Source organism: Arcanobacterium phocae (assembly GCF_900105865.1).
Lineage (GTDB): Bacteria > Actinomycetota > Actinomycetes > Actinomycetales > Actinomycetaceae > Arcanobacterium > Arcanobacterium phocae.
Genome location: NZ_LT629804.1, coordinates 272,816 through 289,331, shown reverse-complemented (window position 1 = coordinate 289,331; position 16,516 = coordinate 272,816). Strand labels below are relative to the sequence as shown.

The window sequence follows — 16,516 nt, the reverse complement described above, 5'->3', positions numbered from 1 at the left end:
ATTCCCTCGACAGGTAGCGTGGGTGATAGCTACGATAATGCTTTAGCTGGGAATGTCAATGGTTGTTATAAATAACGAGCTTATTCATCCTCGTACATGGCAAGACGTACTCGAAGTGGAAATCGCTACTTTTGAATGGGTAAGTTGGTGGAATAAGACACGGCTACATCAAGCACTCGACTACCGCACACCGCTCGAAGTTGAAAACGATTACTGGTACACCGTTAACACAACACAGAAAATACAAACACCAACCAGGGCAAAAGCCTAGGAAGAAAACCCGGTACACTTCAGATAACGGACCTTGAATTTATCTCTCAAGTCTTACATGAATGGGCTGGTGAGGATCAGACGCTTCAGGCGATTATTCCACCTGGCCAGCCTTGGCATAACGGGTTTGTTGAATCGTTTCACAATCGAATGAGAGACGAGCTCTTTGAAGATAATTGCATCGAGAACTTAGAACACGCCCAAACGTTGGTGGCTCACTGGTCACGGCGCTGAAATAACTTCCATCCGCGTTCCTCGATAGGCTACCTTAGCCCACGACAATATGCGGAACAATGCAAACAGGAAAACACGGTCAACTCTTAAGCCAACTGGACCTAAAAACTAGACCACTCCAAGACATTTTAGGAGGGTACGCCCCACCAAAATACTAAGCAGGAGTCGATGTTTATCGATCTGGTTGCTCTATTACATGCAATTCTATAAAATTCTTCAAATTCCTTGCTGGATGAAAATTCAATAAACGATTGTATCTGAGAGTTTTCTAGATCCCCATAAAGGACTGCACAGCTCCCTTCAGGAATGCCGGAATCTGGAGAATAAAGAGTTGCTCGAGGTTTGTAGGTTAGATTTGGCACTAGAAGCTTCGTGTTCCCAGGAAGTGCATCTATCGTGTTCCTGATTGGAGCTGCTAGTTCAGGTTTAATAAGATAATCTCCTTTTGCTGGCGAAAGATTCCCACCATTTGCGATATTTTTACCGCGGATCACTTTAGTACCTGTGGCGGAAGCAAATTTTCTACTAATTCGTCGATCTCTCCAAGCCATAAAAGCACCGAGCTGAAGTCTCTGAATAAGGTTATCGAAACTATCATTACGGTAGATCGTCCATGTGGGAAAATGATCATCCATCACATAGAGAGACGGCTTTTCGATGGAGGAATTTTGAATCCATGACTTAATTTTTGTAGTGCTATTCCGACTATCTTTTTTCTGATCCGTCACACAAAGGCCTAAAGTTTCAATTTTAACCCCTGGGAATGTGAATTCACCGAAGTCTAGAATGTGCGAAACACTTGAGGACTTCGAAATCATTTCTCGAGTTTTCCGGTAGTAGGCTGCGTGAAGTATGGACTTTGGTAAAATGAAGTTCACCGATTTGCACATCGATAGTGCCTTATTTAAGAATCGAACTGACAGCTCTGGCTCGTCATTCCAGAGACTTTCCTTCTCAGTTTTTTTCCTTCCAAAAGGAGGATTACCGATAATCAGATCAACGGTACTTTCACAATTTGCAGATAGAAAATCTTCGTTATGGATGGCTATTTTGGAAAAGTTATTACTTGCGTGAACTGATTCTAATAGTCTGGGGTATATTTCAGTATCTAATTCATACGCAATTAGTTCGATATCGTTAAAGACGGCAAAGCTGCTAAGTGTGTGCACAAAGACACCTGTTCCTGCAGACGGTTCTAGAACACGCAGTCCTCTTTTTCCTATTTTTTTGTTTTCCAAGGCGCGTTTTATTACTGAAAAGGCAACTAGAGGTTCTGTATAGTATGCAGAAAATTGCTTCTTTTTCTGTTCGCTAATGTGGAAATATGCAGCTTTTTGTGCCGGTGTAGCGCTACTTATATTAGCTGATCGTTTGGGCTGTTGTTTACTGAATGTTAACAGTGAAGTCAGTGCTATCTTAATATTCTTTGCAATAGCTTGTGTTATAGGAACCGGAATCGCTTCCCCTAGGCACTGTCGAATATTGATTGCATGTTTCTTTAGTGACTCAACGTCTAACCTGGTTTGAGCCTCCTTTTGACCTTCGAACCAGCTGAAGTCCTCAGGGACCCCCATCATTAGCATCAGTTCTCTTATGCTAAATACACGGTCATCTTCTGGGTGAATTGTGTTTTGACTTGCTAGAATGTCGTTCCGTGTGTGAACACAAGGTGGTATTGAATCCCACCGAAGACGCTTATACTTGTCACCATTTTTCTGTGCGTTTGGCACAATCTGACCGTCAATTATCCGGTGGGGACGTAGGCGCGGATCTACATTGTCGAACGCAGATTGCCCAGGTTTAAGATCTGATATCCAAGGGCGCATGCGCTGCTCGTACGGGCGGAATGCGTGAAGGAGATCATTACTAGAGCATTCTCCCATAATCTCTAGTGAGGGAAGATGCCCAATGACTTCTTTCAGAGTCTTTGGCTTTCTTTGTTGGGGAAATAGATCTAATGGAGTTACCCAAGTTACATCATTCCGTACGCCGATTGTGAGAGATCTTTTCCTGCTCGATGGAGAGCCGAATTCGCTAAATTGCAAAACCGTGGAATAGTACTCGTATTCTCCCCCAAGCTCTTTTTCGATTTCTTGACCAATTGTTCTTTCGATACCGTCTGTTCCAGTGCATGTGGTCTTCATAAAAGCTGGAACATTTTCGAAGACGAAAGTCAAGGGTTGGATAGCTCGTATTATTTCAATTGAGCGCACGACTAGTGAATTTCTCGCTAGTTCATTCTTCTTCTTGTGATTGGCAACTGACATTCCTTGGCAGGGAGGAGTCGCAATAATTGTGGTAATTGGCTGCTGTTCAGCCTGTGTGAACTCTGATGCTAAACGGAGTACTTTTTTGAAATGGCCAGGTTGCATTAAATCTCCGCAAATTAAGCGGCTTTCTTCCGCTATTTTATTTATGCGCTGAACTTCTATCCTGCGTGACAAGAGTTCTGCTGAAGCAACACAAAAGAACTCTTCGTCACGGAAGCCGATATCGCCGATGCCACCTGAGCTGAAAAGACTAATGTATGAGTTAATTGGAGATTTAGAGTTCATGTTAATAAGTGTATATGAAGAAGGAAGAAATCGATAATATGCATAGAATTTTCCTTCATAATAGATTGAGGTAAGGAATAAGAGTTGATCGTAAAAGTGAACGACATTATAGGAGAGGGGATATACTAACCACCGTGTTTAGTAATGATCCGCAAAAGAGTGCATTAGCTGAGTTGCTTCGGCCTATCATCGCCAAGGTAGCTCCCGAGTCGATGCCATCATCTGCCCAGTACGATCCAGCCGGAATCGCACAGCAAGCCCGCGAGCTGCGCGCCCTGCTCCTCAGCTACGACGGCGCGATCCTCGCCGGCCACGTCATGCTCGACCTGCTTGAAGAAAACGGCTACGGCCCGCTCGACATCGAAATCCTTACGGTTGCACCCGAAAATCTAGCGCTCGCGCTCGCGATCCAACACGCAGCCGCCTCACGCGGGCTCGCCTACGACGTCGTCGTCACCGAAAACGGCGAACTCCTCGGCCCAGAGGCAAGCGGACGCACCGCCGTTGCGATCACACTTTTTGACGACGAAACCGCAACCGAACCGCGCATCCCGGTAGAAACACGGGCCGCACTCATCGGAACCGGACTCGCCGCATATCAGCCTACAACCCTACATAGTGGAGACCACCGTGAGTGAAACCCCAACCCAGCCAACCCCCGACGCAACCAACGACGAAGCATTCGACTTTTGGGGAAACGGCGAAAAACCAGGCGGAATCACCGGCGTCGGCCCATGGGAAGGTCCGCTCCCAGACGATCCGCGCTACGATCCAGAACTCCTCGCAAACGGAGACAAACGCAACGTCGTTGACAAATACCGCTACTGGAGCGTCGAAGCAATCCGCGAGGACCTCGCACGCCACTCCACCAAACTCCACATCGCGATCGAAAACCTCGAACACGACCTCAACATCGGATCCATCGTGCGCACCGGCAACGCCTTCAACGTCAGCGGCGTCCATATTGTTGGCCGCAAACGCTGGAACCGACGCGGCGCACTCGTTACTGATCGCTACCTCAACGTCCATCACCACGCAGACGTCGAAAGCCTAAAACAGTGGGCGCGGGACAACGATTATGTGCTCGTTGCAGTAGACAATATGGACGGCTCAACCCCGATCGCCACCACGCCACTACCTGAAAATGCACTCCTGATCTTCGGGCAAGAATCTAACGGCTTGAGCGCCGAACTGCTGGCGGCCGCCGATTCAGCCGTCTATATTCCGCAGTTTGGTTCCACGCGGTCCATGAATGTTGCGGCGGCAGCGGCAATTGCCATGCATATGTGGATTATGCAGCACGGGCCGGATGCGATTCCAGTGCCAGAAAGCCGGCCTGTACTTTAACGACTGTACATTCAGTTTGCATATTCGACAGGTAATCGCCGAAATTCCGGTTGCCGGTGCAAAAATGCAAACTGTGTGTACGGGGGTGTTTTTACCGGCGCCTCAAAATAGTCAACAACTTCTGCTGAGTCTGCGGCCATTCGTACCAGATTTGTCGGTATGACAGGCGAACTACGCGATAGCCGGCATCCTGAGCAGCTAGATCACGCCGGTGGTCGTTTTCAAATGTACTCTCTGACACGTGATACTGCCGGCCATCACATTCAATTATGATTCGCCGGTTAACCAGTAAATCAACAAATCCTACTTCGGGAATATACGCCTGCGGAATCACTGAAAAATGATGACCTTCAAGGAAAAGTCGGACTCGAGTTTCGCTCCCTGATTGTGCGGAGGGTGAGAAGCTTAGAAGCTTGTTGTGAGTTCTGGTAGGCAGCTGTTCAATAAGAACGGAGACCTCATCAACTGAGAGAAGTCGGTTGTTGACTGCCGATTCAGCGATGATGAGGGAAGTCTCGGATGAACAACAACGGAACACGATAGATATGATTTCGGGGAGATCGAGCCGGACCTGGTCTGCGGCGAAAAATTGCCGGTGACATACTGCTTGTGCTGGCATTTTTATATTCCCTCGGCGAGGATGATAAGCAATATGGAGGCAATCGGACGCTGCCGGTGGTGTCCACAGCGGGAATAACCGACATGCGGAAATGCATGTCAGCCTGCCACCCGATGCGATAGCTCGAACCTCAGATTGGTCTGCAGTTTGGTCTGCGAACCAGCCACGAGTAAATCGCGAGAGCACGCCACTATGCACGAGATGGTTGATTGCTCGGCGAGAGTAGCCAGCTGTTCTTAATTGTTGATAGGTAAAGATACCAGACATTCCTTCATTGTCTATTAAATTCCGTATGTCATGCGGAAAGTTTTCCACAAGGCTTAGATTGCTCTGCGCGCTATTTGTTGACGTGAGCACAGAGTTTGCATTTTGCGCATAAAACGGTGAAAATTCAGCAAATATCCGCAGGTATGCAAACTGAATGCACAGGTACTACAAACGCCAAAGCATGGCTCCAGTGAACCTTGGAAAAATCAGTATAAAACTGAACGCGATTTGCGGTAATGCACAATATTTCACGAACGGGACTGAGGGCTTAACATGTGGGCACGAATAGTGCGATAATAGAACTGTTCTAACCACTACAAGAGGAGTATTCCCGTGGCAATTGCAACCCCAGAGGTTTACAACGAAATGCTTGACCGCGCTAAGGCCGGCAAGTTCGCATACCCAGCAATTAACGTTACGTCATCTCAGACGCTAACCGCTGCTATCCGTGGCTTTGCTGAGGCAGAGTCTGACGGTATTATTCAGGTTTCCGTTGGCGGTGCAGAGTACTGGTCAGGTTCAACTGTGAAGGACCGCGTTGCCGGCTCCCTCGCAATGGCAGCTTACGCTCGCGAAATCGCGAAGAACTACGATGTCAACATTGCACTGCACACCGATCACTGTGCAAAGCAGAACATCGATTCCTGGATTCGCCCACTTATGGAGCTCGAAGCTGAAGAAGTCAAGGCTGGTCGCCTCCCATTCTTCCAGTCCCACATGTGGGATGGTTCGGCTATTCCACTTGCTGAGAACCTCGAGATTGCTAAAGAAATGCTCGATCTTGCTGTCAAAGCAAACACCATCCTTGAAGTTGAAATCGGTGCTGTTGGCGGCGAAGAAGACGGCGTTGTTGGCGAAATCAACGAAAAGCTCTACACCACTGCTGAAGATGGTATGAAGACCATTGAAGCTCTTGGTCTTGGTGAAAAGGGCCGTTACATCACTGCTCTTACCTTCGGTAACGTTCACGGCGCATACAAGCCAGGCTTCGTCAAGCTTCGTCCAGAACTCCTCGGTGAGATTCAGGAAGAAGTTGGCAAGAAGGTCGGCAAGGAATCCCCATTTGATCTCGTCATGCACGGCGGCTCCGGCTCAACCGCAGAAGAAATCGCAACCGCAGTCCGCAACGGCGTTATCAAGATGAACGTTGACACCGACACTCAGTACGCATTCACCCGCCCAGTTGCTGAGTGGATGATGCGCAACTTCGACGGCGTTCTTAAGATCGACGGCGAAGTCGGTAACAAGAAGCAGTACGATCCACGTTCGTGGGGTAAGGCTGCTGAGGCTGGCATGGCTGCGCGCGTCGTTGAAGCATGTGAGCGCCTCGGTTCCGTGGGAACCAAGATGCGCTGATCTAGCTGCGTCAACGCCTAGCATGCTGCGTTAAGTGTGCACATAGGCTTGAAGGCGGGCACCCCAAGCGGGTGTCCGCCTTTTATACATGTCGATTATCCGCAATATGTCGCTGTTTGTCTATGCTACGTGTGACGGTGAACGTTTGCATAAATATAGATGTGAATAATAAAATATGCGGAGTACCAGAACGGGAACAATGATGTTTCCCAACTATTATCAGGCTCAGAGCTTGAGGAGGCTGGCCATGGAGGCCCTCATTGTTGACGAACTAACGAAGATTCTTCCTACGCAACGCCCGCGCCCGGCTGAACTTTCGCGTACTCGGTTCAGCAATGAACCTTTCCAGTTTCAGATTGCCTGGCATGAGCCACCCCATGGCATTGACCGAATCGAAACCACGATCACCATTTCCGCTGGTGATTTAGCAACCGTTCGCTGCGAAGAAACCATGCTTGTTCCGGTATCTACCCCGTTTTTTATGGGGGACGACGATGGTTATCTCGTCTCTCGCCCAGATCTTATGCCAGATGTTTTGCGTCCAGTGGAGACCAAAAAGACTAATAGCGCGGACGGCTCCGAATGGAGCTGTTTCGTCCAACAACGTCACCAGGGTTGGAATAGTGTGTGGGTGAGTGTCACTGACCCGGGCACCCATATCACGGTAAAAGTAGGTGAGACCGTGCTACCAACAATAGAGGTGACAACGATACCGGCCACAGTTCCAGAACCAGATATCGTCAACACCCGCTGGTTCCATTGCGATTCCTTAGCGCATACGGCTCACGTGCCGGTGTGGAGTGACGAACACTGGCAGGTGATCGAAAACCAGATGATTGCCGCACGGCGGATGCATATCAACTGTTTACTCATTCCACTGTGGACCCCGCCGCTTGATACCGCCCCCGGCAAACGCCGGATGTCAACCCAACTCTTAGACATTACCCGTACCGAAACCGGAGAGTATGTATTCGATACGGTACGGGCGGTGCGCTGGCTCGGCTTGCTGAAAAAGCATGGGTTTAGCGCTATTGAAATCCCGCATATTTTCACCCAGTGGGGAGCGAAAGCCTGCGCACAATTCTATATTCGGCAGGGCCAAGAGGTTCAGCCAGCTTTCGGCTGGGACACTCCTGCTACCGCGCCCGAATACCGCGCATTCCTCGAACAACTTATTCCTTTTGTGCGTAGTTTCTTGAGCGAACATATGGATCCTGACTCGCTCTACTTCCATATTTCAGATGAGCCAGCCGAAAATAATGTGGACACGTATGTTGCAGCTCGCGCCCAAGTGCTTGACCTGCTCGAGGGTTGCCGTGTCATCGATGCGCTATCTGACGTGGCTTACCACGAACTTGTGGATACTGCCGTTGTTGCCACGGACGCAATCGACAAGTTCCGTGCCGGCGGTATCGAACCAGAATGGGTCTACTACTGCGTATGCCAAGAAACGAAACTTGCCAATCAATACATCGCCCAACGCCCGATCCGCCACCGTTATCTCGGCTTCCAGCTCTACAAGTCTGGCGCTCGCGGATTTTTACAGTGGGGATACAATTTTTATAACACGCAGCTGTCCACCGGGTATGTCGATCCGTTCTGGGAAAACGACGCCGGCGGCGGATTCATCTCCGGTGACGCGTTCATTGTTTACCCTGCGCCGAACGGTGAAGTTTGGGAAAGCCTGCGGCACCGCATGGTGGGCGCCGGCTTCCAAGATCTAGCCGTCTGCCAATTCGCGGAAACCCTGATGGGGCGCGCTGCGGTACTTGGCATTATTGATCCGGACCAGACCCTTGATTATGCGAGTGGCTGGGTTTCGGAACAGGAACTGATCCGGCGTCGAGAGCGCCTCAACTCTGCTATTGACGCCAAGCTACAAGAAAAAGTGAAGGAACTATGAGCACGCCACAACATATCGAAGAAATTTCTGCCTCCACTGGCTTCCTAGTTCCTCCGCGCACATGGCGTCCGGCCACCGACTATCCGCATCATATCTCGCTCAACGGAGAATGGCGTTTCCGGCTCCACCCCACAGCCCAGCTAGATGATTCCCTCCCGTGGGAGACCATCACGTTACCGTGCCATTGGGTGTTCAGTTCCGAACGCGACGACGCCGGGCGGTTGCTGTGGACACGAGGCAAGCCGATCTACACTAACCAAAAGTTCCCGTTTGCACTCAACCCGCCGCACGTGCCGCACGATAATCCCACCGGGGAACATGTGCGAACGTTCAACGTTTCCGCCCAAGCATTCGCTGACGTGACTGCAGGCGGGCGCGCAATTATTCGGTTCCTTGGTGCTGAGTCTATTGCGCAGGTTCGGGTCAATGATGTTTTGGTTGCTACCTTGCGTGGGTCGCGGTTGATGCACGAAGTCGATATTTCTTCGGCTATCCGCGAAGGCACAAACACAATTTCAGTGGTTGTGAGTCAGTGGTCGGCGATGAGCTATATCGAGGATCAAGACCAGTGGTGGCTGGCCGGCATTTTCCGTGACGTTGATTTTTATGTGGAACGCGCGGGAAGTTTCCGCGATGCCCGCGTTCACGGGGACTATGATCCACACACCGGCGTGTGCACGTTACATATCCGGGTGGAGTCCGACGGCGATACTTACACTTGCCGCATCGGAGACCACGAGCATGTGTTACGAACCGGCCGATGGGAGAGCGTCGTCGTCGAATCGGCGTTGCCGTGGAGCCCGGATGCGCCACACTTGTATCCGATCACGCTGACCAACTCACTAGATACCCGGACGATCCGGGTGGGATTCCGCCGGGTTGAGGTGTTCCGTGGAGAACGGCCACGCATCCTGCTCAACGGAAAGAAGCTGGAATTGCGTGGCGTCAATCGCCACGAAACGCATCCGGATAAGGGTCGTGCTTTCGATCCAGACCAGCTCCGCCGGGATCTAACTATGATGAAACGGCACAATATCAACGCGATCCGGACCGCCCATTATCCTCACGATCCACGTTTTTACGATCTGGCAGATGAATTTGGTTTCTGGGTTGTGTGCGAAGTTGATTTGGAAACTCATGGATTTGTGTTTGCTGACTGGGCTGGTAACCCGTCTGATTCTCCGCAGTGGCGAGGCGTTTATGAGGATCGTGCCTTGCGGACGGTTTCGCGCGATTACAACCATCCGTCGATTATTTTCTGGTCGCTCGGGAATGAGTCGGGGTATGGGGAGAATATGGCTCGGTCGGCGGCCCTGATTCGCCGAGAGGACCCGTCGCGTCCGATCCACTATGAAGGCGATTACGACGGCCGAATCACCGATATTCATTCCCGAATGTATTTGCCGATCGAACAGATTCACGCCATGTGTTCTCCTGGTGGTGACGTACCGATTTCCGATGTGGCAGTGTGGGGTCATGTGCATCAGTTCCCGTTGATTAACTGCGAATATGCTCATGCGATGGGAAATGGCCCGGGTGCGTTGATCGACTATGACGAGTGTATTGAGCGCTACGAGCAGTATCATGGCGGTTTCGTCTGGGAGTGGCGCGACCACGGCTTGCGTACCTGGGATAACGGCCAGGAATACTTCGGGTACGGTGGTGATTTTGGGGAGCGCACGCACGATTCGAATTTCGTGATGGACGGGTTAGTTCGGTCCGACGGCGTTCCCTCACCGGCGCTTGCGGAGCTCAAGGCCGTGTACACCCCGGTTAAGTTGGTTGCTCGGGCAGAAGCAGGCCGGCTGATTGTTGATATTCGTAACCGATACCATGCGCAACGTTCGAGCATTCTTACGACTCGTGTTTATGTTGGCGATACGTGTTTAGGGGTGTTAGAGCATGATGTTGCACCCGGCGAACGCGAAACAATCGCATGGGAAAATGACGCTATTTCGCCGCAAGCCGTGATTGATCTGGTCTCGTGTCGCAATGAGATTCCAGTCCCTGGCAACTCGTGGGAAGAAGAAGGCTGGGAGGTGAGCCGTACCCAGATTCGCCCCCAGGTCCAACCGTTGCGGTATCCGGTTGGGGGCATGATTGACCCCGCAACAGAACCGCTCGTGGAGCTCGACGGCGATCGGCTGATTCGTGTTCTTGAGCTTCCGGTTGCTGATATTCGGCCGTCGTTATGGCGGGCGCCAACGGATAACGATGAATCGCGTGGGTTTGGGTCATTTAGTTTGGCAAGCCCAGGGAAGACGTTTGGTGCCGGCTTGGAAGGTGCGCCGTCGTCGGCAGATCTGTGGCGTGCTGCAGGACTGGATAAGATGGTATGTCACGAATGGCATACTGAGCTTTCGGGCGATGAGTACAGTGGACGATATGTGCGCGAAGAAGTCTGGGCGAGTGATCAGTCCCAAGCCAGGGTGAACGTCACGTGGCGCTGGGAATGGGGCGTTGTCGACGGCGAACCAGTCGTCCGGTTGTCCGCGGACGTGTTGCCGTCAGCTAGCTGGCGGGGCTCGTGGCCACGGACCGGAATTCATGTTGCTATCCCGCGGCCAGAACATGTCTCATGGTACGGATATGGACCTGGTGAAGCATATTCGGATTCTCGCCAAGCAGTGACACTGGGGCGCTTTGCTGCTGAACCGCAAGACCTAGAATTTGAGTACTCGGTTCCGCAAGAAAACGGGACGCGAATTGGGATGCGTGAGCTGGCCTTGAGCTATGGCTCGTATGGGGTAACTCTCCATGCTTATCCGCATATCAGTTTGCCGGAGTATTCCGATTACTATCCGTCATTTAGTCTGCATGAGCAGGACGAGTTCGCACTTACGGCCGCGCGCCACCCGTACGAGCTGGAAGCAAACGATGGATTCTGGCATCTATATCTTGATGGTGGTCAACATGGTTTAGGTTCGCGCACATGCGGTCCAGATGTCTACCCGCAACACGCATGGACACCACGGGCGGTGACTATCTCGTTAGATATAAAACGACATACTCGATGATTTCTCATCTCACACATTCTAAGCAACGGCGCTTAGAGAAAGGGAAGGAGTAGGGAATGAGACTGACGTGGAGGAAACTTGCAGCGTTAGTGATTGGATTCGCTATGGGAGCATCGTTGCTACCAGAAGCTGCATATGCGAATGAGGAAGATGTGCTATCGACGGGCGAACAAGCTAAGTCGATATTAGAAACATTTGGTAAGGGAGGTGATGGTGGATCATATTTGACAACGTCTGATGGTCGGCAAGTGATTCTTCGTGGACTCAATACGCATGGTTCGACGAAAGTAGCAAAAGACTGTATGCCGGAATACTACGAAACTGATATTGCTCGGGAACGCGGCGAACTTAGTAGTAACGCGGTAAGACTATTGATGCAGTGGAGATGTGTAGAGCCTGAACCAGGTGTGTACGATGATACCTATCTTGATCGAGTAGAGAACCTAGTCAACACCTATAACTCTCATGGCATGACTGTTTTGTTAGACATGCATCAAGACCTTTATGGGCCGGGTGTAGCTGATATTCCTGGTGTTGGAAATGGTGCTCCGGTGTGGGCTACCTATACTGACGGGTTACCAGTAAATAAACATGATAACTGGGCTATGTATTATCTCGAAAAAGGTGTTATTCGAGCATTCGATAATTTTTGGAACCACACGGGCAAGCATCCTGAATTAATGGATCATTATGCCAAAATGTGGGCTCATGTTGCTCATCGTTTTGCGCATCACCCGGGAGTTTTTGGCTACGATCTGATGAATGAACCATTCGCAGGTAAATCCTTTCCAGCAACGTTGGAACAAGGGCCGCTAGCTGATCTTTACACGCGGGTTATTAACGCAATTCGCGAAACGGATAACGATACCTGGATTTTCCTAGAACCAGTTGCCTTAGGGGCAAATCAGGGACTGGGAACGCACCTGCCATATATTCCAGACCCGCGCCAAGGAAAACCAAAGATCGGTTATGCTCCGCACATGTACATGCTTGGTACCGAAGAGGGCGGGATGCCGCAATGGTCAGCACTTGCAATTAAAGGGGCAATGCGATTGTGGCAAGCCAATGTTCGTCAACAAGCTAAAGATCTCTCATCAGACGGGACGACTGTGCCCGTCGTCGTCGGCGAATATGGACTCAACACTGACAAACCGGGTGGGCTGGAATACGTCAAATATGCCCAATGGCGTTTAGGGATGATGGGAGCTTCGACATTTTATTACTCCTCTGATCGCGGACAATGGGGGCCCTGGGATGAAAACGGCCATAATCGCAATACGCACGACTTATTGGCAACATGTTATGCCACGGTGGTAGGCGGCTTCTTAGATTCCCAAGAACCATTGGCTGATGGGTGTGGAATCTATTTTGAACGTGGTGATGGGCGCAATACCGAAATCCAGGTTCCATGGGCGTCGGCGATTGATGATATCCGTGTTGAGGGGGCAACAATCGTTGGATTTAGTCCTGAAGAAAAAATACTGACAATTAACGCTGGAAATTTTACACAGTACAAGGAAGTCTGGGTAAAACGGACTAAATAAGTAGCTTGCGCACTGTGAATTGTTATTGACAAGGAAAGTGTCATATTATCGGATTCACTTTTTAGTGAACAGCGGTATAGTGTAATGGCAAGCAGAACAGTCATTGTGAACTCAAAGGGGAGAAAAATTATGACAACACTGTCGCATCGCAGCAAAGTTGCTGCCGTTTTGGCAACTGTTTCACTCGCAGCAGCCGGTCTTGCTGGTTGCTCATCGGACTCGGCTGGAAAAGCATCGTCCGGCGAAGACGGAAAAACAGAAGCCACACTTGAGTACGTCCATCGTTTGCCAGATGGTGAAGGCATGGTCAAAGTTCAAGAAATCGTAGATCGATGGAACAAAGATCACCCGGATATGACAGTCAAGGCAACCAAATTCGATGGTAAAGCTGCAGATCTATTCCAGAAGCTCGAAAAGGATGTGGCAACCGATACCGCCCCATGTTTAGCACAGCTCGGATACTCTGAGGTCCCAGAAGCATTCGTGAAGGGTATGGTTGAAGACGTCACCAAGCAGGCAGAAAAGTACAAGGACAACTTCTCCGGTGCGTACGGCCAGATGGCAGCCGGTGGAAAGCTTGTAGGTTTACCGCAAGATACCGGCCCGCTCGTCTACTTCTATGACAAGGCAGAATTCGATGCTCTCGGGTTGTCCGTGCCAACTACGCTCGATGAGCTGAAAGAAACTGCTAAGAAGGCAGCGGAACAAGGCAAGTACATTTTGAATTTCGAACCCGATGAAGCCGCTCACTGGCTTTCAGCACAGGCTGCCGCTGTAGGCGATGCGTGGTTCACTACCGAAAATGATAAGTGGAAGATCAATACTCAAAACAAGGGATCTGAGGTAGTAGCTAACTTCTGGCAAGAACTCATCGATGCCAAGGCAGTCACCACGATTAACCGCTGGGATGATGCATACACTAAGGCATTGACCGATAAGAAGGTTATTGGAAACATCGGTGCAGCTTGGGAAGCTGGTTTTATGCTTGACCCAGTTGTTCCCGAAGATGCTGAAGGTACTTGGCGAGTAGCTCTACTACCAGATTTCGGTGAAGGCGTGAAGACCGGCCCTGACGGTGGATCTGGTGTTGCCGTGATGAAGGGCTGCAAGCACATCGACGAGGCAATGGAGTTCAACAACTGGTTCAATACCCAGACGGCAGATCTTGCAACACAAGGCCTTGTTGTTGCAGCTAAGGGAGACGTGACTACTCCAGAAAAGATTAAGCGTCAGTTTGGTGGACAAGACGTTTTCACCGAGCTTGCCAAGGCAAACCAGGGCTTGAACCCTGACTTCCAGTACATCCCAGGATTCTCTGCGGTAGGCCAAAAGATGGTTGATACGGCAGCGAACGTCATTGATTCCAAGGGCAAGATTGCCGATATTTTCGCGGCAGCTCAAGAAGAATCGGTGAAGACGCTTAAGAATCTCAAACTACCAGTAGTCGAATAGTGGGTGATCCGCCGCCGAAAGAGACGTGATTGGTTGAGAACTACAAGGAATTTATATTGAGGCACACTATGACAAACACAGTAGACATCGATAGCTCAAGAAAAAGAGGCAGACGCAGGCGAGAGCGCCATGAAGCCCTAACTGGTTGGATCTTCATGCTCCCATTCGTTATCGGTTTCTCGTTGGTTTTTCTACTACCGATTGGAGCATCAATATATTCGTCGTTCTTCCAAGAAGTCTCCGACGGCGGCGGACTCTACGGCGGAAGCGAACTCGTCAAGGAATTCGTTGGTTTAGATAACTACTACAACACCGTGGCCAATGAGAGATTCTGGATGGGAATTATGCGAGTAATTCTCTATACCCTCATCCAGGTCCCCGTTATGATTTTTATAGGCTTGGCGTTGGCACTTGTTCTCGACTCGCTGCTAGTTCGCCACGTTGCGGTATATCGGCTCGGCTACTTTCTACCATTCGCCATCCCAGGCATCGTAGCGGCAATCATCTGGCTCTACATCTACACTCCAGAAATCTCACCACTTATTTCGCTGTTGAACTGGTTGGGACTAGACGTTAATTTGATGAGCAAGAATCTCATTTTCTTCTCGATGGCAAATATGACTACTTGGACCTATACCGGCTATAATATGCTGATCTTCCTCGCAGCGCTACAGGCGATTCCAACTGAGCTTGAGGAAGCAGCCCGGCTTGATGGAGCTACTGGGTTCCAAGTAGTCACAAAGGTGAAGGTTCCAATGGTTCGAGGGGCAGTGCTGCTGTCCGTCCTTCTCTCAATTGTGGGGACGATCCAACTGTTTAACGAACCAGCTGTTTTGTCCACTGTGAACCGGTGGATGGGTGCTGACTACACTCCAATGATGATGGCTTACAACACTATGGTTGGGCAGATTACCCCATCTGGTGATGGTCCGGCAGCCGCGACTTCTATTGTGATGGCAGTGATTGCGGGTAGCTTAGCTGTGGCCTATGCGTTGATCGAGCGGAAGGTGAATGACTAATGTCAAAAGTAGCAAAATGTATGCTCAGTGACGGAACCGAGTATGTTCCATCACGTGAAGGGATCCCAGCTCGTTCTATCGCACCGTCTGCTGTGGCTCGCTGGATCACCAGAGCTATCCTGTTTCTTGCGCTCGTGTACTTCTTGTTCCCGGTCTATTGGGTGATTGTGGCATCCACGAAGACGAATTCTCAACTCGTGTCCACAAATGGATTATGGTTCGACGATTTTAATCTGCTGAAGAATCACGAGACGCTGATGGTGTGGACGCGCGGAATGTTTTGGCGGTGGGTATTGAATTCGTTACTCTACTCCACGGTTGCTGGGGTAGTTGGCACACTCATTTCTGTGATGGCAGGATACGCAACCGCTAAGTTTAACTTTCCTGGCAAAGGAATTACGATGGGCGTGATTATGTCTGGCCTGCTCATGCCAGCGGCCCTCCTCACTATCCCGCTCTATATTATTTTCCACCACATCGGAATCACCAATACAATGTGGGCGATTATCATTCCAGCTTGTGTGAGCCCATTTGGCGTGTTCTTGGGCCGCGTCTATGCTCAGACATCTGTGCCAACGGAGCTCATCGAAGCTGCGCGAATCGACGGCGCTAGCGAAGCTCGCATTTTCTTTACGATGGTGTTGCGGCTTTTAGCACCGGCGATGGTGACGATTTTCCTCTTTATTTTTGTAGGAACGTGGAACAACTTCCTGTTGCCGTTGATGATGGTGACGGCTGATGAAATTAAGCCGGTAACTCTTGGCTTGTACGGCATGATGAGCTACTTTGCCCCAGAAAAGGGTGCTGTGATGTTAGGTGCGCTGTTGGGAGTTCTCCCACTGATTGTTCTCTTCCTTGCGTTGCAGAAGTACTGGCAGTCTGGCTTGGCAGCTGGTTCGGTCAAGGGCTGATAACTCGCAGATATAAAGTGGT

13 protein-coding genes are annotated in these 16,516 nt (G+C 50.3%); 11 read left to right on the top strand and 2 right to left on the bottom strand.

Translation table 11 applies throughout. The features are described from left to right. The first annotated feature begins 58 nt into the window (after positions 1–58). Positions 59–271, top strand: coding sequence for an integrase core domain-containing protein (locus tag BLT51_RS01260; RefSeq protein ID WP_157672847.1), 213 nt, complete (start codon positions 59–61; stop codon positions 269–271). Positions 272–294: 23 nt separating this feature from the next. Next, positions 295–504 (top strand): integrase core domain-containing protein, encoded by a 210-nt coding sequence (locus BLT51_RS09445; protein WP_091278933.1) that lies wholly within the window; start codon positions 295–297, stop codon positions 502–504. Between the two features lie 128 nt (positions 505–632). Here the strand turns inward: BLT51_RS09445 and BLT51_RS01250 are convergent, their stop codons facing one another. Next, a complete protein-coding gene (locus BLT51_RS01250; RefSeq protein ID WP_091278931.1) occupies positions 633–3,059 on the bottom strand; it encodes a DNA cytosine methyltransferase in 2,427 nt (808 codons plus the stop codon). A 134-nt stretch (positions 3,060–3,193) separates the two neighbouring features. On the opposite strand from BLT51_RS01250, the gene BLT51_RS01245 reads away from it, so the two are divergent. Continuing rightward, a complete protein-coding gene (locus BLT51_RS01245) occupies positions 3,194–3,697 on the top strand; it encodes a hypothetical protein (protein WP_091278929.1) in 504 nt (167 codons plus the stop codon). Between the two features lie 79 nt (positions 3,698–3,776). Further along, positions 3,777–4,406, top strand: coding sequence for a TrmH family RNA methyltransferase (locus tag BLT51_RS01240; RefSeq protein ID WP_231943991.1), 630 nt, complete (start codon positions 3,777–3,779; stop codon positions 4,404–4,406). Between the two features lie 91 nt (positions 4,407–4,497). Here BLT51_RS01240 and BLT51_RS01235 read toward each other — a convergent pair whose 3' ends face one another. Beyond that, the gene (locus tag BLT51_RS01235) at positions 4,498–5,292 is read right to left on the bottom strand and encodes a type IV toxin-antitoxin system AbiEi family antitoxin domain-containing protein (protein WP_091278925.1); all 795 of its coding nucleotides are present in this window, start codon (positions 5,290–5,292) and stop codon (positions 4,498–4,500) included. A gap of 333 nt (positions 5,293–5,625) precedes the next feature. Between BLT51_RS01235 and fbaA the strand changes: the two genes are divergently transcribed. From fbaA to BLT51_RS01200, 7 genes are all read left to right on the top strand, one after another. Continuing rightward, positions 5,626–6,648 (top strand): class II fructose-bisphosphate aldolase, encoded by a 1,023-nt coding sequence (fbaA, locus tag BLT51_RS01230; RefSeq protein ID WP_091278922.1) that lies wholly within the window; start codon positions 5,626–5,628, stop codon positions 6,646–6,648. 247 nt (positions 6,649–6,895) lie between these two features. Continuing rightward, positions 6,896–8,551 (top strand): DUF4091 domain-containing protein, encoded by a 1,656-nt coding sequence (locus BLT51_RS01225; protein WP_157672846.1) that lies wholly within the window; start codon positions 6,896–6,898, stop codon positions 8,549–8,551. Then, positions 8,548–11,568, top strand: coding sequence for a glycoside hydrolase family 2 TIM barrel-domain containing protein (locus BLT51_RS01220; RefSeq protein WP_091278915.1), 3,021 nt, complete (start codon positions 8,548–8,550; stop codon positions 11,566–11,568). The genes BLT51_RS01225 and BLT51_RS01220 overlap by 4 nt, the downstream gene beginning before the upstream one ends. 56 nt (positions 11,569–11,624) lie before the next feature. Beyond that, positions 11,625–13,112, top strand: a complete 1,488-nt coding sequence (locus BLT51_RS01215) for a glycoside hydrolase family 5 protein (RefSeq protein WP_091278912.1) — start codon at positions 11,625–11,627, stop codon at positions 13,110–13,112. 129 nt (positions 13,113–13,241) lie between these two features. Then, positions 13,242–14,564: an ABC transporter substrate-binding protein gene (locus tag BLT51_RS01210; protein ID WP_091278909.1), complete on the top strand. Its 1,323-nt coding sequence runs from the start codon at positions 13,242–13,244 to the stop codon at positions 14,562–14,564. A 68-nt stretch (positions 14,565–14,632) separates the two neighbouring features. Then, positions 14,633–15,583 carry a carbohydrate ABC transporter permease gene (locus BLT51_RS01205; protein WP_091278906.1) on the top strand — a complete coding sequence of 317 codons (951 nt, stop codon included), beginning with the start codon at positions 14,633–14,635 and terminating at the stop codon, positions 15,581–15,583. Then, positions 15,583–16,494, top strand: coding sequence for a carbohydrate ABC transporter permease (locus BLT51_RS01200; RefSeq protein WP_091278903.1), 912 nt, complete (start codon positions 15,583–15,585; stop codon positions 16,492–16,494). Before BLT51_RS01205 ends, BLT51_RS01200 begins: the two co-directional genes overlap by 1 nt. The last annotated feature ends 22 nt before the right edge of the window (positions 16,495–16,516 follow it).

What these genes read in the sequence shown, in the direction of transcription:
- BLT51_RS01260 (WP_157672847.1), top strand. Translation starts at nt 59, where the DNA reads ATGGTTGTTATAAATAACGAGCTTATTCATCCTCGTACATGGCAAGAC.
- BLT51_RS01250 (WP_091278931.1), bottom strand. Translation starts at nt 3,059, where the DNA reads ATGAACTCTAAATCTCCAATTAACTCATACATTAGTCTTTTCAGCTCA.
- BLT51_RS01235 (WP_091278925.1), bottom strand. Translation starts at nt 5,292, where the DNA reads ATGTCTGGTATCTTTACCTATCAACAATTAAGAACAGCTGGCTACTCT.
- BLT51_RS01225 (WP_157672846.1), top strand. Translation starts at nt 6,896, where the DNA reads ATGGAGGCCCTCATTGTTGACGAACTAACGAAGATTCTTCCTACGCAA.
- BLT51_RS01220 (WP_091278915.1), top strand. Translation starts at nt 8,548, where the DNA reads ATGAGCACGCCACAACATATCGAAGAAATTTCTGCCTCCACTGGCTTC.
- BLT51_RS01215 (WP_091278912.1), top strand. Translation starts at nt 11,625, where the DNA reads ATGAGACTGACGTGGAGGAAACTTGCAGCGTTAGTGATTGGATTCGCT.
- BLT51_RS01210 (WP_091278909.1), top strand. Translation starts at nt 13,242, where the DNA reads ATGACAACACTGTCGCATCGCAGCAAAGTTGCTGCCGTTTTGGCAACT.
- BLT51_RS01205 (WP_091278906.1), top strand. Translation starts at nt 14,633, where the DNA reads ATGACAAACACAGTAGACATCGATAGCTCAAGAAAAAGAGGCAGACGC.
- BLT51_RS01200 (WP_091278903.1), top strand. Translation starts at nt 15,583, where the DNA reads ATGTCAAAAGTAGCAAAATGTATGCTCAGTGACGGAACCGAGTATGTT.